General features: G+C 73.2%; 23 protein-coding genes and 1 tRNA gene. 15 read left to right on the forward strand and 9 right to left on the reverse strand.

Annotated features, from left to right (window positions below; genetic code table 11):
- Nucleotides 1-4: 4 nt before the first annotated feature.
- From mmsB to araA, 5 genes are all read left to right on the forward strand, one after another.
- Entirely contained in the window at nt 5-1,264 is a 1,260-nt protein-coding gene (gene mmsB, locus AB0J76_RS42865; protein ID WP_352326445.1) for a multiple monosaccharide ABC transporter permease, read from the forward strand.
- 71 nt (nt 1,265-1,335) lie between these two features.
- Complete coding sequence (locus AB0J76_RS42870; protein WP_364393262.1) at nt 1,336-2,319, forward strand: LacI family DNA-binding transcriptional regulator; 984 nt, start codon at nt 1,336-1,338, stop codon at nt 2,317-2,319.
- Nucleotides 2,320-2,372: 53 nt separating this feature from the next.
- Nucleotides 2,373-3,992: a ribulokinase gene (gene araB / locus AB0J76_RS42875; protein ID WP_352324662.1), complete on the forward strand. Its 1,620-nt coding sequence runs from the start codon at nt 2,373-2,375 to the stop codon at nt 3,990-3,992.
- 11 nt (nt 3,993-4,003) lie between these two features.
- Nucleotides 4,004-4,651, forward strand: coding sequence for an L-ribulose-5-phosphate 4-epimerase (locus AB0J76_RS42880; protein WP_352324635.1), 648 nt, complete (start codon nt 4,004-4,006; stop codon nt 4,649-4,651).
- Entirely contained in the window at nt 4,648-6,102 is a 1,455-nt protein-coding gene (gene araA / locus AB0J76_RS42885; protein ID WP_352324636.1) for an L-arabinose isomerase, read from the forward strand. The genes AB0J76_RS42880 and araA overlap by 4 nt, the downstream gene beginning before the upstream one ends.
- Here the strand turns inward: araA and AB0J76_RS42890 are convergent.
- Entirely contained in the window at nt 6,099-6,446 is a 348-nt protein-coding gene (locus AB0J76_RS42890) for a PLDc N-terminal domain-containing protein (RefSeq protein WP_352324637.1), read from the reverse strand. The two genes, araA and AB0J76_RS42890, sit on opposite strands and share 4 nt — an antisense overlap.
- A 66-nt stretch (nt 6,447-6,512) precedes the next feature.
- Here AB0J76_RS42890 and AB0J76_RS42895 point away from each other — a divergent pair, with 66 nt between their 5' ends.
- From AB0J76_RS42895 to AB0J76_RS42905, 3 genes are all read left to right on the forward strand, one after another.
- Nucleotides 6,513-7,718 (forward strand): FAD-binding protein, encoded by a 1,206-nt coding sequence (locus tag AB0J76_RS42895; RefSeq protein ID WP_352324638.1) that lies wholly within the window; start codon nt 6,513-6,515, stop codon nt 7,716-7,718.
- 91 nt (nt 7,719-7,809) lie between these two features.
- Entirely contained in the window at nt 7,810-8,601 is a 792-nt protein-coding gene (locus AB0J76_RS42900) for an LLM class flavin-dependent oxidoreductase (protein ID WP_352324639.1), read from the forward strand.
- A gap of 36 nt (nt 8,602-8,637) precedes the next feature.
- Nucleotides 8,638-9,042 carry a DUF3224 domain-containing protein gene (locus tag AB0J76_RS42905; protein ID WP_352324640.1) on the forward strand — a complete coding sequence of 135 codons (405 nt, stop codon included), beginning with the start codon at nt 8,638-8,640 and terminating at the stop codon, nt 9,040-9,042.
- 29 nt (nt 9,043-9,071) lie between these two features.
- Here AB0J76_RS42905 and AB0J76_RS42910 read toward each other — a convergent pair.
- Nucleotides 9,072-9,144 (reverse strand) — tRNA-Ala (locus AB0J76_RS42910).
- Between the two features lie 94 nt (nt 9,145-9,238).
- Here AB0J76_RS42910 and AB0J76_RS42915 point away from each other — a divergent pair.
- On the forward strand, nt 9,239-9,904 hold the full coding sequence (locus AB0J76_RS42915) for a tRNA-dependent cyclodipeptide synthase (RefSeq protein WP_352324641.1): 666 nt from the start codon (nt 9,239-9,241) through the stop codon (nt 9,902-9,904).
- 13 nt (nt 9,905-9,917) lie between these two features.
- On the opposite strand, the gene AB0J76_RS42920 is transcribed toward AB0J76_RS42915, so the two are convergent.
- Together AB0J76_RS42920 and AB0J76_RS42925 are read right to left on the reverse strand one after the other, a co-directional pair.
- The gene (locus tag AB0J76_RS42920) at nt 9,918-11,408 is read right to left on the reverse strand and encodes a von Willebrand factor type A domain-containing protein (protein WP_352324642.1); all 1,491 of its coding nucleotides are present in this window, start codon (nt 11,406-11,408) and stop codon (nt 9,918-9,920) included.
- Between the two features lie 216 nt (nt 11,409-11,624).
- A complete protein-coding gene (locus AB0J76_RS42925; protein WP_352324643.1) occupies nt 11,625-12,644 on the reverse strand; it encodes a 3-oxoacyl-[acyl-carrier-protein] synthase III C-terminal domain-containing protein in 1,020 nt (339 codons plus the stop codon).
- Between the two features lie 70 nt (nt 12,645-12,714).
- Here AB0J76_RS42925 and AB0J76_RS42930 point away from each other — a divergent pair, with 70 nt between their 5' ends.
- Nucleotides 12,715-13,782 (forward strand): helix-turn-helix domain-containing protein, encoded by a 1,068-nt coding sequence (locus AB0J76_RS42930; protein WP_352324644.1) that lies wholly within the window; start codon nt 12,715-12,717, stop codon nt 13,780-13,782.
- Nucleotide 13,783: 1 nt separating this feature from the next.
- Here AB0J76_RS42930 and AB0J76_RS42935 read toward each other — a convergent pair whose 3' ends face one another.
- A complete protein-coding gene (locus AB0J76_RS42935) occupies nt 13,784-14,440 on the reverse strand; it encodes a TetR/AcrR family transcriptional regulator (protein WP_352324645.1) in 657 nt (218 codons plus the stop codon).
- Nucleotides 14,441-14,462: 22 nt separating this feature from the next.
- Between AB0J76_RS42935 and AB0J76_RS42940 the strand changes: the two genes are divergently transcribed.
- The gene (locus AB0J76_RS42940) at nt 14,463-15,794 is read left to right on the forward strand and encodes an MFS transporter (RefSeq protein ID WP_352324647.1); all 1,332 of its coding nucleotides are present in this window, start codon (nt 14,463-14,465) and stop codon (nt 15,792-15,794) included.
- The gene (locus tag AB0J76_RS42945; protein WP_352324648.1) at nt 15,791-16,204 is read left to right on the forward strand and encodes a hemerythrin domain-containing protein; all 414 of its coding nucleotides are present in this window, start codon (nt 15,791-15,793) and stop codon (nt 16,202-16,204) included. Before AB0J76_RS42940 ends, AB0J76_RS42945 begins: the two co-directional genes overlap by 4 nt.
- Before the next feature lie 15 nt (nt 16,205-16,219).
- Here AB0J76_RS42945 and AB0J76_RS42950 read toward each other — a convergent pair whose 3' ends face one another.
- The 3 genes from AB0J76_RS42950 to AB0J76_RS42960 form a co-directional block, all read right to left on the reverse strand.
- Nucleotides 16,220-17,083: a pyridoxamine 5'-phosphate oxidase family protein gene (locus tag AB0J76_RS42950; protein WP_352324650.1), complete on the reverse strand. Its 864-nt coding sequence runs from the start codon at nt 17,081-17,083 to the stop codon at nt 16,220-16,222.
- The gene (locus tag AB0J76_RS42955; RefSeq protein WP_352324651.1) at nt 17,084-17,527 is read right to left on the reverse strand and encodes a VOC family protein; all 444 of its coding nucleotides are present in this window, start codon (nt 17,525-17,527) and stop codon (nt 17,084-17,086) included. It abuts the gene before it with no gap.
- Nucleotides 17,528-17,615: 88 nt separating this feature from the next.
- Nucleotides 17,616-18,191: an ABATE domain-containing protein gene (locus AB0J76_RS42960; RefSeq protein ID WP_352324652.1), complete on the reverse strand. Its 576-nt coding sequence runs from the start codon at nt 18,189-18,191 to the stop codon at nt 17,616-17,618.
- A 98-nt stretch (nt 18,192-18,289) separates the two neighbouring features.
- Between AB0J76_RS42960 and AB0J76_RS42965 the strand changes: the two genes are divergently transcribed.
- The 3 genes from AB0J76_RS42965 (at nt 18,290) to AB0J76_RS42975 (ending at nt 21,256) form a co-directional block, all read left to right on the forward strand.
- A complete protein-coding gene (locus tag AB0J76_RS42965) occupies nt 18,290-18,919 on the forward strand; it encodes a TetR family transcriptional regulator (protein ID WP_352324654.1) in 630 nt (209 codons plus the stop codon).
- Nucleotides 18,916-20,415, forward strand: a complete 1,500-nt coding sequence (locus AB0J76_RS42970; RefSeq protein ID WP_352324655.1) for an FAD-dependent monooxygenase — start codon at nt 18,916-18,918, stop codon at nt 20,413-20,415. The genes AB0J76_RS42965 and AB0J76_RS42970 overlap by 4 nt, the downstream gene beginning before the upstream one ends.
- A gap of 76 nt (nt 20,416-20,491) precedes the next feature.
- A complete protein-coding gene (locus tag AB0J76_RS42975) occupies nt 20,492-21,256 on the forward strand; it encodes a class II aldolase/adducin family protein (RefSeq protein WP_352324656.1) in 765 nt (254 codons plus the stop codon).
- Between the two features lie 6 nt (nt 21,257-21,262).
- Here the strand turns inward: AB0J76_RS42975 and AB0J76_RS42980 are convergent, their stop codons facing one another.
- Nucleotides 21,263-22,213 (reverse strand): DJ-1/PfpI family protein, encoded by a 951-nt coding sequence (locus AB0J76_RS42980; RefSeq protein ID WP_352324657.1) that lies wholly within the window; start codon nt 22,211-22,213, stop codon nt 21,263-21,265.
- Between the last annotated feature and the right edge of the window lie 28 nt (nt 22,214-22,241).

A 22,241-nucleotide genomic window follows, 5' to 3' on the forward strand; every position in this document is an offset into this window, starting at 1 on the left:
TCCGATGAGCAGCATCACGCCCGCCGACGTGCAGGTCGGCGCGGGAGGCGACGGGGGAGCGCCGCGGCGGCCCGGCCGGGTGTCGCTGGGCGGCATGTCGCTGAACCTGCGTTCGAGCGGCATCTACATCGCCTTCGCGCTGATCATCGTGCTGTTCTCGGTGCTCACCGACGGCGCGTTGCTCCAGCCGCAGAACATCTCCAACATCATCGTCCAGAACTCCTACGTCCTGATCCTGGCGATCGGGATGATCCTGGTCATCATCGCCGGGCACATCGACCTGTCGGTCGGCTCGGTGGTGGCGGTCACCGGAGCGCTGGCCGCCGTGCTCATGGTGAACATGGGCCTGCCGTGGCCGCTGGCCCTGCTGATCACGGTCGCCGCCGGCGCCCTGATCGGGGCCTGGCAGGGCTACTGGATCGCCTACTTCGGCATCCCGGCCTTCATCGTCACGCTGGCCGGCATGCTGCTGTTCCGCGCGCTCACCATGACGGTGCTCGGCAACCAGGGCATCGGCCCGTTCCCCGACCAGGTCCGTACGCTGGCCAACGGCTTCACCGACGGCTACCTGGGCAACGTGGGCCTCGGCCCGCTGGGCGGCGCCGACCTGTTCAGCCTGCTCATCGGCCTGGTCGCGATCGGCGGCATGGTCGCCGCGCAGTGGCGCACCCGCAACGCCCGCAGGGGCTACGGCCAGTCGGTCGAGCCGATGGCCGTGTTCGCGCTGAAGATGGCGGCCGGCGCCGCGCTGATCCTGTTCCTGGTCGTGCAGCTCGCCCGCTTCAAGAACCTGCCGTGGGTGCTGGTGCTGCTGGCCGCGCTGGTGCTGGCGTACTCGCTGATGGCCAACCGCACGGTCTTCGGCCGGCAGATCTACGCCATCGGCGGCAACCTCCAGGCGGCGGTCATGTCCGGCGTCAAGGTCAAGTCGGTGGTCTTCTGGATCTTCGTCAACATGGGCGTGCTGGCCTCCGTCGCCGGCATCATCTTCGCCGGCCGGCTCAACCAGGCGGGCCCGACCGCGGGCAACAGCTTCGAGCTGGACGCCATCGCGGCGGCCTTCATCGGCGGCGCGGCCGTCCAGGGCGGCGTGGGCAAGGTCGTCGGCGCGATCACCGGCGGTCTGATCATGGCTGTCATCAACAACGGCATGTCGCTCATCGGCTCGCCCAGTGAGCGGGTGATGCTCGTCAAGGGCGCCGTGCTGCTGGCCGCCGTCGCGTTCGACGTGTGGACCAAGCGGCGCGCCGGCGCCTCCCGCTGACCACCGCAGGCCCGGCAAGCCCCGCGAAAGGAGAACCCGTGGTACCGAGCCCCAGGCCGCGTCCGCCGGTCATGGCCGACGTGGCCAAGGAGGCCGGCGTGTCGCACCAGACGGTCTCACGGGTGCTCAACGACCACCCGAACGTCCGGGCCGACACCCGTGCCCGGGTGGAGGAGGCGATCGTCCGGCTGGGCTACCGGCGCAACCTGGTCGCCCGCGCGCTGGTCACCAAGCGGTCGCGCACCCTCGGGGTGGTGAGCTTCGACACCACCCTGTACGGACCGGCCAGCATGGTCTACGGCATCGAGCAGGCGGCCAGGACCGCGGGTTACTTCGTCAGCATCGTGAGCCTGAAGTCGATCGACGCGGCCAGCGTCCGCGACGCGCTCGACTACCTGGCCGAGCAGAGCGTGGACGGGGTGGTGGTGGTGGCGCCGCAGCGCTCGGCCGCCTCCGCCCTGGAGAGCCTGCCGGCCGGGGTTCCGGCGGTCGTGGTCGAGGGCGCGCACGGCGCCGACGTCTCCGCGGTCTGCATCGACCAGGTCGAGGGCGCCAGGCTCGCCACCCAGCACCTGCTCGACCTGGGCCACGAGACGGTCTGGCACGTCGCGGGGCCGTCCGACTGGCTGGAGACCGAGGGGCGCGTCGAGGGCTGGCGCTCGACGCTGGAGGCGGCCGGCCGGCCGGTGCCCGAGCCGCTGCCCGGCGACTGGAGCCCGCGCGCCGGGTACGCGGCCGGCCGGCGCCTGGCCGGGATGGACGGGGTCACCGCGGTGTTCGCCGCCAACGACCAGATGGCGCTGGGCGTGCTGCGCGCGCTCAGCGAGGCCGGGGTGCCCGTCCCCGGGCGGATCAGCGTCGTGGGCTTCGACGACATCCCCGAGTCCGAGTTCTTCTCGCCGCCGCTCACCACGGTCCGGCAGGACTTCGACGTGGTGGGCCGCCACTGCATCGAGGTGCTGCTGCGGCAGATCGACGCCGGGCCGGCGGCGTACGAGCGCATGGTGGTGCGTCCCAGCTTCGTCGTCAGGTCCAGCACCGCGCCGGCCCGATAGCCGGCAGGCGAACAGACAACTCTCTGGAGTGCAATGTGAACGCTAACAAGTTCGTGGTCGGAGTGGACTTCGGCACGCTGTCGGGGCGCGCGGTCGTCGTCCGCGTGGCCGACGGCGCGGAGCTGGGCAGCGCCGTCCACGAGTACGCCGAGCGCGTCATCGAGCACACGCTCCCCGGCACCGGCGTGCGGCTCGGCCCCGACTGGGCGCTGCAGTCGCCGCGCGACTGGCTGGACGTGCTGCGCGTGGCCGTGCCCGGGGCCCTGGCCGCCGCCGGGGTCGCCGCCGAGGACGTGATCGGCATCGGCACCGACTTCACCGCCTGCACCGTCCTGCCGACCACGGCCGACGGCACGCCCCTGTGCTTCGAGACGCCCGAGCAGCCGCACGCCTGGCCGAAGTTGTGGAAGCACCACGCCGCCCAGCCGCACGCCGACCGCATCAACGAGCTGGCCGCGCGGCGGGGCGAGAGCTGGCTGCCGCGCTACGGCGGCAAGATCTCCTCGGAGTGGGAGTTCGCCAAGGCCCTGCAGGTCCTGGAGGAGGCCCCCGAGGTGTACGCCAGGGCCGAGCGCTGGATCGAGGCGGCCGACTGGATCGTCTGGCAGCTGTCCGGCGTCGAGAGCCGCAACATCTGCACCGCCGGCTACAAGGGCGTCTTCCAGGACGGGAGCTACCCCTCCGAGGACTTCCTCGCCGCGCTCAACCCGGGCTTCTCCGGCTTCGCCGGCAAACTGGCGACCGGCGTGGTCGGCGACGACGTCGGCGGCGTCACCCTGGCTCCCCTCGGCGGCCTGGCCGGCGTGCTGACGGCGCGGGCGGCCGGATGGACCGGCCTGCCCGAGGGCATCGCCGTGGCCGTCGGCAACGTGGACGCCCACGTCACCGCCGCCGCCGCGGACGCCGTGCGCCCCGGCCAGATGGTGGCCATCATGGGCACCTCCACCTGCCACATCATGCCCAGCGACCGGCTGGCCGAGGTGCCCGGGATGTGCGGTGTCGTCCGGGACGGCATCGTGCCCGGCCTGTGGGGCTACGAGGCCGGCCAGTCCGCCGTGGGCGACATCTTCGCCTGGTACGTCGACACCTTCGGCACCGACGGCCACGAGCGCCTGACCGAGCTGGCCGAGCGCCAGGCCGTCGGCGCGCACGGGCTGGTCGCGCTCGACTGGTTCGGCGGCAACCGTTCGGTGCTCGTGGACCACGACCTGTCCGGCGTGATCGTCGGCCAGACCCTCGCCACCAGGCCCGAGGACGTCTACCGCGCGCTCATCGAGTCCACCGCGTACGGCGCCCGCATGATCGCCGAGACGTTCGAGAAGTCCGGCGTGCCCGTGGAGGAGTTCGTGGTCGCCGGCGGGCTGCTGAAGAACCGCTTCCTCATGCAGGTCTACGCCGACGTGCTGCGCCGCCCGCTGTCGGTCATCGGCTCCGACCAGGGCCCCGCGCTCGGCTCGGCCGTGCACGCGGCCGTCGCCGCCGGCGCCTACCCGGGCATCGAGGAGGCCGCCGCGGCGATGGGCAAGCGCACGCGGGCGGCGTACGTGCCGGACGAGGCCCGCGCCGACGCCTACGACCGCCTGTACGCCCAGTACCGCGACCTGCACGACCACTTCGGGGACGGGCGCATGCTGCACACCCTCCGCGCGATCAGGAACGAGGCCGCCAAGTGAACCACGAGGAAATGAGAGCGACCGTCGCCGGGCTGCACGCCGAGCTGGTGCACTACGGCCTGGTCGTCTGGACCGCGGGCAACGTCTCGGGCCGCGTCCCGGGCGAGGACCTGTTCGTCATCAAGCCGTCCGGGGTCTCCTACGACGAGCTGACCCCGGAGAACATGGTCGTCTGCGACCTCGACGGCAACCTCGTCGAGGGGGCCCACGCGCCCTCCAGCGACACCGCCGCGCACGCCTACGTCTACCGCGAGATGCCCGAGGTGGGCGGCGTCGTGCACACCCACTCGACCTACGCCTCGGCGTGGGCGGCCCGCGGCGAGCCCATCCCGTGCGTGCTGACGGCCATGGCCGACGAGTTCGGCGGCGAGATCCCGGTCGGCCCGTTCGCGCTGATCGGGGACGACTCCATCGGCCAGGGCGTCGTGGAGACGCTCAAGGGCCACCGCTCGCCGGCCGTCCTCATGCAGAACCACGGCGTCTTCACCATCGGCAAGGACCCCAAGGCCGCCGTCAAGGCCGCCGTGATGTGCGAGGACGTGGCCCGCACCGTCCACGTGTCCAGGCAGCTCGGCACGCCGCTGCCCATCGGCCCGGCCCACATCGACCGCCTGTACGACCGTTATCAGAACGTCTACGGACAGAGGAGCCCGCGTTGAACATCTGGTTTCTGACCGGCAGCCAGGGACTGTACGGCGAGGACACGCTGAGCCAGGTGGCCGAGCAGTCGCGGCGCATCGCCGAGCAGCTTCCCGTGCCCGTGCAGTGGCGGCCGGTGCTGACCGACGCCGCCGCGATCAGGCGCGTCATGCTGGAGGCCAACGCGGACGACGAGTGCGCCGGCGTCATCGCCTGGATGCACACCTTCTCCCCGGCCAAGATGTGGATCGCCGGTCTCGACGCGCTGCGCAAGCCGCTGCTGCACCTGCACACGCAGGCCGACGTCGAGCTGCCGTGGAGCTCCATCGACATGGACTTCATGAACCTCAACCAGGCCGCGCACGGCGACCGCGAGTTCGGGTTCGTGCAGACCCGGCTCGGCGTGCCGCGCAAGACCGTCGCCGGGCACGTCAGCGACCCGGCCGTCGGCGCGCGCGTCGAGGCGTGGGCGCGCGCGGCCAGGGGCGTGGCCGAGGTGCGGGCGCTGCGGCTGGCCCGCTTCGGCGACAACATGCGCGACGTGGCCGTGACCGAGGGCGACAAGGTCGAGGCGCAGCTGCGCTTCGGCGTCTCGGTCAACACCTACGGCGTCAACGAGCTGGTCGAGGCCGTGGACGCGGCCTCCGACGCCGACGTGTCGGCACTGGTCAAGGAGTACGCCGAGCTGTACCGGGTGGCGCCCGAACTGCTCGGCGAGCGCCAGGAGTCCCTGCGGTACGCCGCCAGGATCGAGCTCGGCCTGCGCGGCTTCCTGGAGCGCGGCGGCTTCCGCGCCTTCACCACGAACTTCGAGGACCTCGGCGGCCTGCGCCAGCTCCCCGGCCTGGCCGTGCAGCGCCTGATGGCCGACGGCTACGGCTTCGGCGGCGAGGGCGACTGGAAGACCTCGGTCCTGCTGCGCACCCTCAAGGCCATGAAGCCGGGCGGCACGTCGTTCATGGAGGACTACACCTACGACCTGACGCCCGGCAACGAGCTCATCCTCGGCGCGCACATGCTGGAGGTGTGCCCGTCCATCGCCGCCGGGACGCCGTCGTGCGAGATCCACCCGCTGAGCATCGGCGGGCGGGAGGACCCGGTGCGGCTGGTGTTCGACGCCGCGCCCGGCCCCGGCATCGTCGTCGGCCTGGCCGACATGGGCGACAGGTTCCGCCTGGTGGCCAACGAGATCGACGTCGTCGCGCCGCCGCAGCCGCTGCCGAAGCTGCCCGTGGCCCGCGCCGTCTGGTCGCCGCGGCCGGACCTGCGCACCTCGACCGAGTCGTGGCTGACCGCCGGCGCGCCGCACCACACGGTGCTGTCCACGGCCGTCGGGCGCGAGGAGCTGACGGACCTGGCCGACATGCTCGGCGTGGAGCTGCTGGTGATCGACAAGGACACCACGACGGCGCAGTTCACCAAGGAGCTGCGCTGGAACCAGGCGTACTACCGGCTCGCCCAGGGCTTCTAGTCCTCGGGCGGCTTCTTCGGGGCGTTCCTGCGCTGCTCCTCGGCACGTTCGCGGCAGCGGCGCAGGAACTCCGCGTCGTCGTCGGGGTCGGTGGCGGCGAACCGCCCCGGGCGGTCGTACTCGGGGAACGCGCTCGGCCGCGAGGTCGCCTGCGGGGCACGTTCGGGACGGCCGGCCACGAGCCAGATGACCGAGCCGACCAGCGGGAACAGCAGGACCACCAGCACCCATACGATCTTGGGCAGGTTCCTGCAGACCGCGTCCGGCGTGGTGATCACGTCGAAGAGGCAGTAGAGCCACAACACGAGGGTGGCCAGGCCCATGGCCTCGGACAGATACAGCACGGGGCCGAACGTAGTGACGGGCGGGGGAGACGGCAAGGGAAACCGGATGAATAGGGTGAAGCCGTGATGTTGACCAACTGGGCGGGCAACACCGCCTTCCGGGCGCGAGCCGTCCACCACCCCGCCTCGCTCGACGAGCTGCGCGGCCTGGTGGCCGGGAGCGACCGGGTGCGGGCCCTGGGCAGCGGTCATTCCTTCAACGACGTCGCCGACACCACCGGCGACCTCGTCGTGCTCGACCGCATGCCCGCCACGATCGAGATCGACAGCGCGGCGCGCAAGGTCCGGGTCGCGGCCGGCACCACGTACGCGCGGCTGGCCGAGGCGGTGCACGCGGCCGGGTTCGCGCTGGAGAACATGGCCTCGCTGCCGCACATCTCGGTCGCCGGCTCGGTCGCGACCGGCACGCACGGCTCCGGCGACGCCAACCGCTGCCTGGCCGCCGCCGTGTCCGGGCTGGAGCTGGTCACCGCCGACGGCTCGCTGCTCTCGTTGTCCCGCGGGGACGACGACTTCGCCGGCGCGGTCGTCGCGCTGGGCGCCCTCGGCGTCGTCCACACGCTGACGCTGGACCTCGTACCGGCCTTCGAGCTGCGCCAGTACGTCCGCGAGGACCTGACGCCCGACGCGCTCGACGGGTTCGACGCCATCATGGCCGGCGGCCACAGCGTCAGCCTGTTCACCGACTGGCGCGACACCAGGATCTGGCTGAAGCGCCGCGAGGAGTTCACCGCCGGCTCCTGGCACGGCACCCGCCCCGCCCCCGAACCCCGCCACCCGCTGCCCGGGATGCCCGCCGACGCCTGCACCACGCAGCTCGGCGTGCCGGGCCCCTGGCACGAGCGGCTGCCGCACTTCCGGCCCGACGCCCCGCCGAGCGGCGCCGGCGACGAGCTCCAGTCGGAGTTCCTGCTGCCCCGCGCGCACGCGGTCGCGGCGCTGCGCGCGCTGTACGCCGTCGGCGACCGCGTCCGCCCGGCCCTGCAGATCTCCGAGGTGCGCACGATCGCCGCCGACGACCTGTGGCTCAGCCCGTTCCGCGACCGCGACAGCGTCGGCGTGCACTTCACCTGGATCAGGGACGTCGCCGCCGTGCTCCCGGCGATCGACCTGGTCGAGCGGACGCTCGCCCCCTTCGACCCGCGGCCCCACTGGGGCAAGCTGTTCATCCGCCGCCCCGCCTGCCCCGCCGGCTTCCGCGAGCTGGCCGGGCGGCTGGACCCGGCGGGCAAGTTCGCCAACGACTTCGTCCGGCTACTGCTGGGGGAGTAGCGGGCCGCGCCGGGCGTGCGCCCGCCGTCGTAGCGGGCCACCGGTCCGGCGGACGATGTGCCGGCCGGGCCGTCGCGGCATCGTGGAGCGCATGACCGATCACCCGTTCAGATTCGGGGCCGTCGCCGGTTACGCCCCCACCGCGCAGGCCTGGACCGGGCTGGCCCGCAGGGTCGAGAGCCTGGGCTTCTCCACCCTGCTCGTCCCGGACACGCTCGGGACGCTGTCGCCGTTCGCCGCCGCGGCCGCGGCCGCCGCCGTCACCTCGACGTTGCGCGTCGGCACGTACGTGGTCAGCGCCCCGTACCGCACGCCCGAGACCGTCGCCTGGGAGACCGCCACCCTGCACACGCTCACCGGCGGACGCTTCGAGCTCGGGCTGGGCGCCGGCCGTCCGGGCGCCGAGCAGGACGCGGCGGCGCTCGGCGTGCCGTTCGGCACCCCGGCCGAGCGCGTGGCCCGCCTGGCCGCCACGATCGACGCGGTCAAGGACGTGCCGATCCTGGTCGCCGCGACGGGCGCCCGCGTGCTCGGCCTGGCCGCGCGCAAGGCGGACACGGTGGCGCTCGGCGTGCCGCCGCAGCACACCGAGGACCAGCTCGCCGCCAAGCTGGACGAGCTCTACGAGCTGGCCGGCGACCGCTTCCACGACCTGGAGCTCGGCATGAACCTGGTGGCCGCCGGCGGCGAGCCGCCCGCCTGGCTGGCCGGCCGCTTCGGCCCGCTCGGCCCCGAGGCCACCGGCCTGCTCACCGGCACCCCCGACGAGATGGCCGACGTCCTGCGGCGGCGCAGGGACCGGCTCGGGATCTCGTACGTGACGGTGAACGCCCAGTTCGTCGACGCCTTCGCGCCCGTCGTGGAACGGCTGGCCGGTACCTGACGGAAGCTGACAGGTAAGACCGGCAGGATGGCTCCCATGACCGCACAGGGAACCTTCGACACCGCCGGCTGGGACGCCAAGCCGCCCTTCGACGACCGCGACGGCGTCGCGCTCGGCCTCGTCAGCATGACCAAGACCTTCCACGGCGACCTGACCGGGACGAGCGTCGTCCATCTGATGGTGGCCTCGACCCCGGTGGAGGAGTCGCGCGCGTACGTGGCGATGGAACGCATCGAGGGCACCCTGGAGGGCCGCAAGGGCGGCTTCGTCGTGGCGCACCAGGCGCTGAGCGACCGCGGCGGGCAGTCGCTCACCATCACGATCGTGCCCGACTCGGGCGTGGGCGAGCTGACCGGCATCACGGGACGGATGAACATCACCATCGCCCCGGACGGCTCGCACTCCTACACCCTGGACTACGAGCTGCGGGAGAGGGAGTGACCCGGGCGAACGCCCGGGTGGATGAGGGGTGGAGCTATGGGGATTCGAACCCCAGACCTCCTCCATGCCATGGAGGCGCGCTACCAACTGCGCCATAGCCCCTTGCTGCGGTCACAAGTGTATCGGACTCCGGGACCCGCGACACACATGCGCGTACCAGGCATACGCTGAGTCAAATCTTGCTACTCTCCGTGCCATGTCCAGCGTGCAGGCCGTCCCGTTGACCCCGCGGTGCGCGAAGATCCTCGCCGCTCGTGAGCATGCCGTCGTCGAGGTCAGCGCGTTCAACGGGTTCTTCACCCTGCGGGCCATCCGCAGCCTGCTGGAGTGGGCGACCCGCACGTTCACCGGCGTGCACGTGCTCGTGCCGGGCGTCGAGCTGGCCGGCACGCTGGTCGCGCGCGGGCTGCCGTCCGGGGCGGCGCTGATCAAGGCGCGGTCGGCGGCCAACAACACGCGCAACCGGGTGATCCGGGTGCTCGAAGGCATGGGCGCGGCCAACGCCACCGTCTTCGACTGGAACGAGCTGGCCGGCAACCGCGCCTACCGGCGCTCCCGTCGGGAGCTGGAGCGGCTGGCCGCCAAGGACGCCGCGTTCCGCGCGCGCTGCGTGGCGGCGGTGCTGCCGCTTGTCGGCGGCCGGGAGCTCACCCCCGAGCAGGCCGCGAACGCGCTGCCCTTCCTGCTGGCCGGGCTGCCGCTGGTGCTGAACAGCCCGGCGATCCTGCGCACGGGCTCGTCGGTGTTCTGCCACCCTGAGCCCATGCCGCTGGTGGGGGAGCTCTACGCGGGCACACTGCCCGTCTCGCGCTCGCCCCACCAGGGCTTCGTCGCCTCCCGGCCGGCCCCCGACCCCGCCTGACCCCGGCGGGCGGTCAGCCGACCGAGCGGGCCATGTCGATCAGCCTGACCAGCTCGGCGACCATCGGGTCCTCCGAGCTCCCCGACAGGCGCTCGGCGTGCTCGCGCAGCGCCGGCAGGTCCAGGCCGAACGCCTTCCTGTCGCGCAGGTAGACCGCGAAGGCCGCGACGACCACGTCCACCTGCAGCCGGATCGGCGTGCCGGTCCAGATCGAGGGCTTCAGGTCGTCGGCCCGCAGCGACTTGCCGGCCTCGGAGGCCGCCCGGGTGTCGGGGTCCAGCCAGCGCACGGTCGCCTGGGCGAGCTGTCCACGCGCGCCCGGCTTGAGGTGGAGGGCGTACAGGGCCGTGACCGAGTGGCCGGGGCCGATCTCGCCGCCGTCGCGGCTGTCGTCGCGGAACTCCTCGGCCGACATCGCGCGGTTCTCGTAGCCGATGAGCTGGTAGCTCTCCACGACCGAGGGGTTGAAGACGACCTGCGCCTTGGCGTCGCGGGCCCGTACTTCGATGGTGGCCGGGAGCTGGGTGGTGAAGACCTTCTCGGCCTCCTGCTCGGAGTCCACGTAGACGGCCATGCCGTCGCCGTTGTCGGCGAGCTGCTCCATCAGCTCGTCGCCGTATTCGCGGCCGACGCCGACGGTGAGCAGCGTGACCTGCTTGCCCGCGTACTCCTTGACCTGCTCCACGATGGTCCGCCACTCGGTGTCGCCCTGGTTGGCCAGGCCGTCGGAGAGCAGGACGACCCGGTTCGTGGCGGCGGCCCGGAACGCCTGGGACGCCTCGCGGTACCCGGTCAGGACGCCGCTCTGCAGGTTCGTGCCGCCGGCGGTGGCCAGCTCGTCCACCGCGGCGTGGAGCTGGCTCCTGGCGGTGAGCGGCGTCATGGAGGCCAGCACCTCGGCCTCGTCGCTGAAGGCCACGAGCGACACCTGGTCGCCGGGCGCGAGCTGGTCGAGCAGCTTGTGCAGGGCCGACTTGACCAGGTCCAGGCGGCCGGTCTCGGCCATCGAGCCGGACACGTCGACCACGAACGTGAGGTTGGCCGGGCGGCGCGCGCCCGGGTCGGAGGCGCGGGTCTGCAGGCCCACGCGGAGCACGGCCTCGTCGCGGGCGGGCAGCCGCGCGCCGTCCACGTGCACGGCGAAGCCGTCGTCGGAGGGCTGCGGGTAGTCCTGCCCGAAGGCGTTGACCCACTCCTCGGGGCGGATCTCGCCGGGCGCGGGCCAGCGGCCTTCCTGGAGCGTACGGCGGGCGTAGCCGTACGAGGCGGTGTCCACGTCCAGGGCGAAGGTGGAGATCTGCGCCGTGGTCGTGTCCTTCTCGGATTCCTGGGTGCCGGCCGGGGACGCGCTCGGCGCGGGCTGCCGCTGCGTGTCGGACAGGGGGGCCCGCGCGGCGCTGCCGCTGGACGATCCGCCGGAGCCGCCGCACGCGGCGAGTCCGAGAAGCGCGGCGAGCCCGACGCTGATGGCCAGGGGACGAATGGCTAAGGGGCGACATCTCATCGCAACCACCTCCGCGTCCTATGACGGAGATCCGTGTGGCAGCGGCCGGGCCGGAGACGCAAGCGAGCACAAACCGCGATCGTCACGTGATCAGTTGTGACAAATCAGAATTGATGGGATCTGCGGCGCGGACCCGGAGCAGGCCGCCGTCTCCCCGTTGTTACCGGCCGTCGCCCGGTCGTTATCGGCCTTCGCCCGTTCGTCGGCCGGTCGTCCTCACCAGTGGAGCAGGAGCAGTTCGGCGGAGAAGCCGGGGCCCAGGGCCATCAGGACGGCGGGCCGGCCGGAGTGCCCGCGGGTCTCCTGGAGCACGTGGAGCACCGAGACCGACGACAGGTTCCCGTACGTCCGCAACGACCGCCACGTCACGTCCAGCGCCCTGGGGTCGAGGTCGAGGCTCTGCACGATCTTGTCGATGACCTTGGGGCCGCCGGGGTGGCAGATCCAGGTCGGCACCTGGTCGGGGGTCAGGCCGTAGTCGGCCAGGAAGGCCCTGATGTCGTCGGCCAGCACCTGGTCCACGAAGTGGGTGAGGTCGGCGTCGAGCACGATGTGGAAGCCGTGGTCGCCCACCTCCCATCCCATCAGGTGCTCGGTGTCGGGGTAGAGCCTGCTGCGGGTGGCGACGACCTCGGGGCCCTGGCCGCGCCCGGTGGCGACGACGGCCGCCGCGCCGTCGCCGAACAGGCCGCTGGCGATCATGTTGGCGATCGAGGAGTCGTCGCGCTGGATGGTCAGCGAGCACAGCTCCACGCACACCAGCACGGCGGCGTGATCGGGCCAGCCGCGCAAATAGTCGTGCAGACGTGACAGGCCCGAGGCCCCGGCCGCGCAGCCGAGGCCGAACACGGGCACCCGCTTGACGTCGCCGCGCAGCCCGAGGCGCTGGGCGAGCCTGGCGTCCAGCGAGGGCGTGGCCAGGCCGGTGGTCGAGCAGAACAGCAGGTGGTCGATCTTCCCCGGCGGCACGTCGGCCTTTTCGAGGGCGCCTCGGACGGCCTGCTCGCCCAGGTCGAGGGCGATCTCGACGTACATGGCGTTGGCGCGGGCGAAGGAGTCGAGCTTGGTGTAGCCGTCCAGCGGGAGTGCGAGGTTGCGGCCCACGACGCCGGTGGCCGCGTGGAAGCGCCGCAGCAACTCCTCGTCGCAGTCCGTCAGACGGGAGAACGCTTCGGTGATCTCCGCCTGCTCGTAGCGGTGATCGGGGAAAACGGTCTCTACCCCCGAAATATGCATATATCACTCCTGCCGCAGGGAGGGGAGCGCTAACCTGCTCGCGCCGGATATGGGCGGTTAATATGCGTATGTGCCGCTTCCGACCTCCGGCCGACCGCCCATGATCTCCGCCGCCCCGCTACCGGCCCCCGCCCCGCTACCGGCCCCCGCCCCGCTACCGGCCCCCGCCCGGCTGCCGGTTCCCGCCCGGTTGCCCACGGTCGCGGTGCTGGCCTTCGACGGGATGGCGCCGTTCGAGCTGGGCTGCGTCGTGGAGTTCTTCGGGCTGCCCAGGCCCGAGCTGGACGTCCCCTGGTACGACCTGAAGGTGTGCGCCGAGACCGCCGAGCCGCTGCGCGTGGTCGGCGGGTTCACCATGCAGGCCGGGCACGGGCTCGACGTCCTGGCCGGGGCCGGGACGGTGATCGTGCCCGGCGTGGCCGACGTCCGGGGCGAGGTCTCCGGCGAGTTGGTCGAGGCGCTGCGCCAGGCCCACGGCCGGGGCGCCCGGATGGTGTCGATCTGCTCCGGCGCGTTCGCCCTGGCCGCCGCCGGTCTCCTGGACGGCCGCGAGGCCACCACCCACTGGAAGTACGCCGACCTGCTCCAGCGGCGTTTCCCCGCCGTCCGCGTCAACCCCTCCGTCCTGTACGTGGACGGCGGCGACGTGCTGACCAGCGCGGGCAGCGCCGCCGGCCTCGACCTGCTGGTCCACCTGGTACGCACCGACCACGGGCCGAACGTGGCCAACGCGGTGGCCCGCCGCCTGGTCGTCGCGCCGCACCGGGAGGGCGGTCAGGCCCAGTTCATCGAGGCCGCCGTCACGCCGGTGGCCGACGACGGCGGCGTGGCCAGGGCGATGGGGTGGGCGCTCGACCACCTGGCCGAGCCGATCGGCGTGGCGGACCTGGCCGCGGTGGCGCACATGTCGCAACGCTCGTTCATCAGGCACTTCAAGCGGCAGACCGGGACCAGCCCGCTGCGGTGGGTGATCTCGCAGCGGGTGGCCGCGAGCCTGCCGATGCTGGAGTCGACGGCGGCGCCGGTGGAGGAGGTCGGGGCGGCGGTCGGGTTCGAGAGCCCGGCGACGTTCCGCCACCACTTCACCCGCGCGATGCGCACCTCCCCTTCCGCCTACCGCCGCGCCTTCGGCCCCTGACTCAACCCCTCGCCGTGTGGCCGGGGAGCAGGCCGTCCACCAGGGCGCGCAGCCCCAGCTCGTAGGTGTCCGCGGCGGTGAGCTCGGCCCAGCGGCCGCCCAGCTCGGCCAGGCGGGGCAGGGCCGCCGGGTCGAGGCCGGCGAAGACCTGGTCGCGGTAGGTCGGCCGGCCCTCCTCGCGCCTGCGCCCGGCCGCCGCGCGGATGGCGATCTCGCCGGCCGTGTAGTGCCAGATGATCCGGTAGAGGTGCACGGCGCGCTCGGCCGTCAGGCCCGCGTCGAGGGCCGCGTCGATGATCTTCTCCGGGTACCACAGCGCGCCGACCGCGAGCAGGTCGTCGGCGCGCAGCACGTCCACCGCCCAGGGACAGCCGGCCACCCCGTCGCGCATGGCCAGGGCCACCACGACCACGCGTTCGCGCGGGTCGGCGGGCAGGTCGGGGCGCGGCAGCCCGGCCGCGTACTCGTCGAGCAGGAGCAGCAGGAGCTCCTCCTTGTCGCGGACGTGGTGGTAGAGCGCCATCGGCGTGCTGCCGACCTCCTTGGCCAGCCTGCGCATGGTCAGCCCGCCGACGCCGTCGGCCTCGATGACCCGGTGCGCCGCTGCCACGATGTCGGCCCGCGAGATCCGGGGCGGCCTTCCAGTGCGTGCGGGCATGCCGTCATGTTACTTTCTATACATGTATAAAAAGACATCGCCGTGGACGACGGTGGTGGTCCTGGCGTTCGCCGTCGCCGTCGGGTCACTCCAGATGACCGTCGTCGTCCCGCTGCTCCCGCTGCTCCAGAGGCAGTTCGGCGCGTCGTCCACCTCCATCTCCTGGACGCTCACCGCCGGCCTGCTGTCCGGCGCGGTCGCGATCCCGCTGCTGTCCCGGCTCGGCGACATGTACGGCCGCCGCGCCGTCGCCCTGTCCGCGCTCGCCCTGCTCGTGGCCGGTTCGGCGGTCGCCGCGCTGTCCGGCACGCTCGGCGCGGTCGTCACCGGACGGACGCTGCAGGGCGTGTCCGCCGCGCTGCTCCCGCTGGCCATGGGGCTGGCCAGGCAGGCGGTCCCCGCCCAGCGGCTGGCCACGGCGATCGGCGTGCTGAGCGCCACCATCGGCGTGGGCAGCGGCGGCGGCATGATCCTGGCCGGGCTGGTGGGCGGCGACCACCGGGCCATGTTCTGGATCCTGGCGGCGCTGGGCGCGCTGAGCCTCGTCCTGGTGGCGGCGCTGGTGCGAGAGGCGGCGCCGGCCGGACGCGCGGGGCGTCCCGACCTGGTGGGGGCCGTGCTCGTCGCCGGGTGGCTGGTCTGCCTGCTGCTCGCGATCAGCAAGGGCGGCGCCTGGGGCTGGACGTCGCCGCCGACGCTGGGGCTGCTCGCGGGGGCGGTCGTGCTCGCGGTCGCGTGGGTGGTCACGGCCCGGCGCACCGCCTCGCCGCTGATCGAGATCCCCATGCTGCTGCACCGCGGCACGGTCGGGGCCACGGTGGCCTCGTTCCTCATCGGGTTCGCGCTGTTCGGGGCGATCACCACGCTGTCGGCGGTCGCCCAGGGCTCTCTCGGGGCCTCGGTGCTGCAGGTGGGGCTGTACCTGCTGCCGACCACGGTGCTGATGCTCGCCGTCTCGATGCTGGCCGGGCCGCTGATGCGGCGCTTCCCGGCCGCGGCGCTGGTCTCCGGCGGCTCCGCGCTGGTCACCGCCGCCGCGGTGTGGCTGGCGGTCTTCCGCGACACCGCGGCCGACCTGTACGGGGCCGCCGCCGTCCTCGGCCTCGGCGTCGGCCTGGTGTACGCGGCGCTCGGCACGATGGCCGTCGAGCACGTCGAACCGGCCAAGACCGCGGCGGCCGGAGGGGTGAACGCGCTGGTCAGGGTCGTGGGCAGCAGCGTGGCCGGAGCCGTCGGCGCGGCCGTGTCGGCCGCCGGGGGAGCGGGCTGGAGCTTCGGCGTCGCCGCCGGGGCCGCCCTGCTGGCCGCCGTGTTCGCGGCCGTCCACCGGGCGAGGGCGGTGGCGTGGGCATGAGCGAGGAACAGCGCCTGATCGCGTGGGGCGACGAACTGGTCAAGCTGCACGACGGCTTCCGGCGGGAGCTGGCACGCCTGCGGGCCGGCGGCGACGGCTTCGACCTGCGTACGCACTGCCTGGCGTTCTGCGACGCCCTGCACGCCCACCACGAGGGCGAGGACGCGGTGCTGTTCCCGCACCTGGCCGCCGAGCGTCCCGAGCTGGCCGACGTCCTGGCCCGGCTGGGCGCCGAGCACCGCGTGGTTGCCCGGCTGGTCGCCCGCGTCCGCGACCTGGCCGGCGCGGGCGCGAGCGCGGGCGACGAGCTCGACCGGCTGGCCGCCGAGCTGGAGGCCCACCTGGACTACGAGGAGGAACAGCTCGTCCCGCTGCTGAACGGCATGACCTCGATGCCCGAGAACCTCTGAGCCCGCCGCCCGGCGTCAGCGGGTGACGGGCGGGTTGAAGCGGTGGTGTTCCGGCGGCGTCCAGCCCGCCCCGACCGTGCCGTCCACCTCCGTGTACGCGGTCAGCTCGAACCGCACCGACCGCTGCTCCGCGGCCCAGTCCACCTCCGCCCGGCCGGTCAGGTGGAGGGTCCGGCCGGCGTCCCAGTCGACGAACAGCAGCCCGGCGGCCGGGTCGAGCTCCAGGTTGCCGAGCGTCATGTACATGGAGTTGCCGACGTAGTCCGGGAACTCCAGCGACCCCGGCCCGGTCACCCGGACGAACCCCGGGTTGCCGCCGCGATGGGAGACGTCGGCCCCCAGGCCCGCGGCGCGGGTGGCGATGAAGAACGTGTCGGCCCGCTCGATCCACCCGACGTGGCCCGGCGCGAGCCGCGTCCCGCCGCCGACGACCTCCGGGACGCCGGGCGCGGCGGTGGGCTCGCGGGCCTGGATGTACTTGGGGCAGTTGGAGTACACCTGCTCCGTCCAGACCACCAGGCCCTCGCCCGCCTGCACGGCGGTGCCGTTCACGCGCATCCGGCGCCGGGTGTGCGGCTCGATGGCCAGCAGCCCGATGTCGCGCTCCGCCGTGAACAGGCCCCGCAGCGGCGCCGCGGGCAGGGCGCGGACGGTGATCGTGCGGTCGTCGTCGGCGTCGGCGAACCCGGGCGGCCCGGTCAGCACGTCGGCCCACACCTGGCCGAGGTCGTCGGCCGCGCCCGCGACCAGCAGGTGCTGCGCCCGCAGGAACGCGGCGGCCACCTCGGGGATCTCGGGTCGGGTGCGCGAGCTGCCGAACGCGCCCGGCGTCCGCACCCCGGCGCGGGCCTGGACGGCGATCTCGCCTGGATGTCTCATTTAGAAGAACCCGCAGGTGGGGGCGCCGGCGGTGGGAGCGGGACGATCGCCCGCCGCGCCGGGGGCGGAGATCTCCAGCCGGATGCCGTCGGGGTCCTCGAAGAACACGCCGCCGGAGGAGGCGCCCTCGCCGTGCGGGACCACGCCGTCGTGGTGCAGCTTCGCGCCGACCTCCCTGACGACCTGCTCGGCCCTGCGCACCGCGTCGAGGTCCGCCACCTGGAAGGACAGGTGGTGCAGGCCGGGCAGGGCGGTGGGGAAGCGGCCGTCGCTCTGCTGCCAGAGCGTGACGACGAGCTCGCCGTCCTGGGCGAGGAGGGCGTAGCGGCGGCCGTCCTCGGCGGACTCGTGGGCGACGGTGAAGCCGAAGACGCGGCCGTAGAACTCCTTCGACCTGTCGAGGTCGGTGACGTTGAGCCCGACGTGCCCGGTCCGGAATGACATACGACTCTCCTCGTCTAACGGTTGCACGACTGATTGGCCGTTAGAAATCAATATAACGGCAAAAGTAGGTCGTTGGCGTTAGAGGAGGCTATTTCTTGTGCTCCCGGTAGTGCCTGGCCGCCCGCGCGCGGTTGCCGCACGCCGGTGAGCACCACTCCTGGCGCGGGTGCTCCTTGACGAAATAGAGCACGCAGCGCGGGGCCCCGCAGGTGCGGAGCAGGGCGCGGTCGGGCCCGGCCAGGAACTCCACCGCCGCGACGGCGAGCCGCCCCCGCAGGCGCGTGGACGGGTTCGCCTTGGTCGCGGGGGCCATGGTCAGCGCCGGCTCGCCGGTCCACGACAGTTGCGGGGCCGTGGGGGCGGCCAGGGCGGTCGCGTTGACCAGGGCCAGCGACTCGGCGAAACCGGGCAGGCCGGCCGCGTCCGCGACGCTCGGCGGTGCCGGGGCGATCGCCTTGGCCAGCAGCGCCCGGACGGCCTGGCGCAGCCGTACGGTCTGCTCGCGCAGTTCCTCCGTGGCGGTGAAGCCGGGCGGCACGTCCAGGTCGGCCGCGTGCTCGCGGAGCCATTCGGTCATCGCGGCGGCGTCGCGCAGCCGGTCGACGGGCCCGGAGCGGTCGGCCCTGACCGTGCCGGCGAACTCCATGGTCAGCGTGGTGGACATGCCTCCAATCTAACGGCAGCTGGCTCGTGCCCCCGTTAGGCAAAAAATTGCTTAACCAGAAAGATTGCGTGATCGGAAAAACTGCGTAATCTGAAAGGGTGACCGGATTGAGGGAACGGAAGAAGCAGGCGACCCGCGAGGCGCTGATGGACGCGGCGCTCCGGCTGGCCCTGGAACGCGGCCTGGAGAACGTCCGGGTGGAGGACGTCGCCGAGCTGGTCGGCGTGTCGCCGCGCACGTTCAACAACTACTTCTCCAGCAAGTACGAGGCCCTCGCCGCCCGCCACACCGACCGCGTCCGCCGGACGGTGACCGTGCTGCGGGCCCGCCCGGCGGCAGAGCCGCTGTGGGAGGCGCTGATCGCGGCCGTCGCCGAGCCCTGGGAACACGCCTTGACCAGCCCGGGGCCGCCCGGCGCCGACCGGCTGGCCCTCACCAGGCTGCTGGCCGAGGAGCCCGCATTGCGCGCCGAGGCGCTGAAGGCCCAGTTCGCGGCCGACGGCGAGCTGGCCGCGGCCGTGGCCGAGCGCACGGGCGCCGATCCGGACCGAGACCTCTACCCGCACCTGGTGGCGGCCACCGTAAGCGCCGCCGTGCAGGTGGCCGTCGGCCACTGGCTGCGCTCCGACCCGCCCGTCCCGCTGGTGCCGGTGCTGCGCGAGGCGCTGCACCGCCTGGCCGCGGGGCTGCCCGCCCCCCACCCCCGAACCGAAGGAGACACCCCATGACCGCAGCGGACCCCACGGTCGCCGACGTCGTCATCGTCGGCGCCGGGCCCAACGGCCTGATGCTGGCCTGCGAGCTCAGCCTGGCCGGAGTCCGGCCCGTCGTGCTCGAACGCCTGCCCGCCCGCAGCGACCGGCCCAAGGCCAACGGCATCGTCGGCCAGGTCGTCGGCCTGCTGCACCAGCGGGGGCTGGCCGCGGCGCCCGTGCCGGTGCCGGCGTTCGTCTTCGGCGCCATGCCGCTCGACCTGGCGAGGCTCGACGACAACCCGCTGCGCGCGCTGCACGTCCGGCAGCCGGAGCTGGAGGAGCTGTTCGAGCGGCGGGCCGCCGAGCTGGGCGTGGAGATCCGGCGCGGCCACGAGCTGACCGGCTTCGAGCAGGACGCCGACGGCGTCACGCTCTCCGTGACAGGCCCCGAGGGCCCCTACGAGCTGCGCACGTGCTACCTGGTGGGCTGCGACGGCGCCCACAGCCTGGTCAGGAAGCGGGCCGGCATCGGCTTCCCGGGAGTGAGCGCGCCCGACGTCATCAGCCGCACGGCCCACGTCACCGTGCCCGGAGCGGTCGTGCGGCGTGGCACGGCCGAGATGGAGGTGCCCGGCCACGGCACGTTCGTGCTCTACACCTGGCACCGGACCGAGCGCGGCGCGTACGCGATGTTGCCCACGGGGCCGGGCGTGCTCTCGGTCACCGCGATGGAGTGGAGCGGCGAGACCTCCGGCGACGGCGAGGCCCCCGGCGACGACGTGCCGATGACGATCGGCGAGCTGCGCGCGAGCCTGGCCCGCGTGCTCGGGGCCGACCTGCCGCTCGCCCCGCCCACCGGCGAGGGCCCCCACCTGCTCCGGCGGCTGAACGGCCGCGAGACCCGGGTGGCCGACCGCTACCGGGCCGGCCGCGTGTTCGTGGCCGGCGACGCCGCCCACGTGCACTCGGCCATGGGCGCGCCCGGGCTCAACCTCGGCCTCCAGGACGCCGCCAACCTGGCCTGGAAGCTGGCCGCCGCGCTCCAGGGCTGGGCGCCCGAGGGGCTGCTCGACACCTACGACGCCGAGCGCAGGCCCGCCGCCGAGCGGGTGGCCGTGCACTCCAGCGCCCAGCTCGCCCTGGCCGCGCCCGGCCCCGACGTCACCGCGCTGCGCACGCTGTTCGCCGAGCTGCTGGACGACGACGCCAACCGGCGGCGCGTCGCGGCGCTCATGGCGGGCTCCGACCTGCCCTACCAGGCGCCCGGCAGCGCGCATCCCCTCGCCGGCCGGTTCCTGGCCGACCTGCCCGCCGAGCCCGCCTCCCGGGCCCGCCCGCTGCTGCTCGACCGCACCGGCGAGCTGCGCGTGCGCCACGAGCGGGTCGAGACGGTCACCATGCCGTCGTGCCCGGCCGAGGCCGTCCTGGTGCGCCCCGACGGCTACGTGGCCTGGGCGGGCACGCCGGACGAGACGCTGACCCAGGCGCTGGAGACCTGGTTCGGCAAGGGTGTGGAGGTGGCGGCGTAGGCAGCGGCATGGACGGCGGGCGTGCCGTCAGGCGTTAGTCTGCGGTCAGAACAACATTCTGTGCACAAGGAGAACCTTGCCGGACAACCTCATCTTCCGCCTGCCGCCGACGTTCGAGACGATCGAGGAGGAGCGGCGGCACCGCAAGGAACGGCTCGCGGCGGCGCTGCGCATCTTCGGCAGGTTCGGCTTCGAGGAGGGCGTGGCCGGGCACATCACCGCCCGCGACCCCGAGCTGAGCGACCACTTCTGGGTCAACCCGTTCGGCATGTCCTTCAAGCACGTCAGGGTCAGCGACCTCATCCTGGTCAACCACGAGGGCCAGGTCGTCGAGGGCCGCCACCACGTCAACGAGGCCGCCTTCGCCATCCACTCCCAGGTGCACCAGGCCCGTCCCGACGTCGTCGCGGCCGCCCACAGCCACTCGATCCACGGCCGCGCCCTGTCCGCGCTCGGCCAGACCATCGAGCCCATCACCCAGGACGCCTGCGCCTTCTACCGGGACAACGCGCTGTTCGACGACTACACGGGCGTCGTGACCGACCTGGAGGAGGGCAAGCGCATCGCCGCGACGCTGGGCGGCAACAAGGCCCTCGTGCTGCGCAACCACGGCCTGCTGACGGTCGGCGACACGGTCGACGCGGCCGCCTGGTGGTTCATCACCATGGAACGCTCGGCCCAGGTGCAGCTCCTGGCCAAGGCCGCCGGCCAGGTCGTGCCCATCGAGCCCGACAACGCCGCGCTGACCCACCAGCAGATCGGCAACGACCTGGCCGGCTGGATCAACTACCAGCCGCTGCACGACCAGATCGTGCGCGAGCAGCCCGACCTGTTCGAGTAGGGGCTCTCAGGAGCTGCGGAAGGTGTGCCGGTAGGTCAGCGGCGCCACGCCGACGGCCGCGTGCAGGTGCTGCCGGAGCGAGACCGCCGTGCCGAAGCCGGAGCGCCTGGCCACCTCCTCCACGCCGAGGTCGGTGGTCTCCAGCAGCCGCCTGGCGTGGCGGACGCGGTGGCCGGACAGCCATTTGGCCGGGCTCATCCCGGTCTCCTCGCGAAAGCGCCTGGTGAAGGTGCGCACGCTCATCCTGGCGTGCGCGGCCAGCGCGTTGAGGTCGAGCGGGGCGTCGAGGTGGGCCAGCATCCAGTCGCGGGTCGCGGCGGTGCCGCCGGCGCCGTCGTGCGGCAGGGGGCGCTCGATGTACTGCGCCTGGCCGCCGTCCCGCCAGGGCGGCATCACGCAGCGGCGGGCGGCCCGGTTGGCCACCTCGGTGCCGTGGTCGCGCTTGATCACGTACAGGCACAGGTCGAGGCCCGCCGCCACCCCGGCCGAGGTCAGCACGTCGCCGTCGTCCACGAAGAGCACGTCGGGGTCCAGCTTGACCTGGGGGAACAGGGCGGCGAACCGGGCCGCCTCGCGCCAGTGCGTGGTGGCCGGACGGCCGTCCAGCAGGCCCGCCGCGGCCAGCACGAACGCGCCCGTGCAGATCGACATGACCCGCGGCCGGTCCTGCAGGGCGGCGCGCAGGGTGGCGGTGATCGTGCCGTCCTTCATCGCCCGGCCCGCGTGGATGCCGGGGACCAGCACCGTGTCGGCCGTGTCCAGCACGTCGAGGTCGTGGTCGGGCAGCACGGTGTAACCGGCCGTGCAGCGGACCGGCTCGCGGTCGGGGGAGCAGGTCACGACCTCGTAGAGCTTCTCGCCGTCCGGCGTCTCGGCCGACTCGAAGACCTGGCCGGGCACGCCGAGGTCGAGCGGGGCGAAGTGGTTCAGCACGACGACCGCGACACGATGGGCCATGGCCCGATTCTTGCACATATTGGCTTTC

Source organism: Nonomuraea sp. NPDC049624, from assembly GCF_040675255.1.
Lineage (GTDB): Bacteria > Actinomycetota > Actinomycetes > Streptosporangiales > Streptosporangiaceae > Nonomuraea.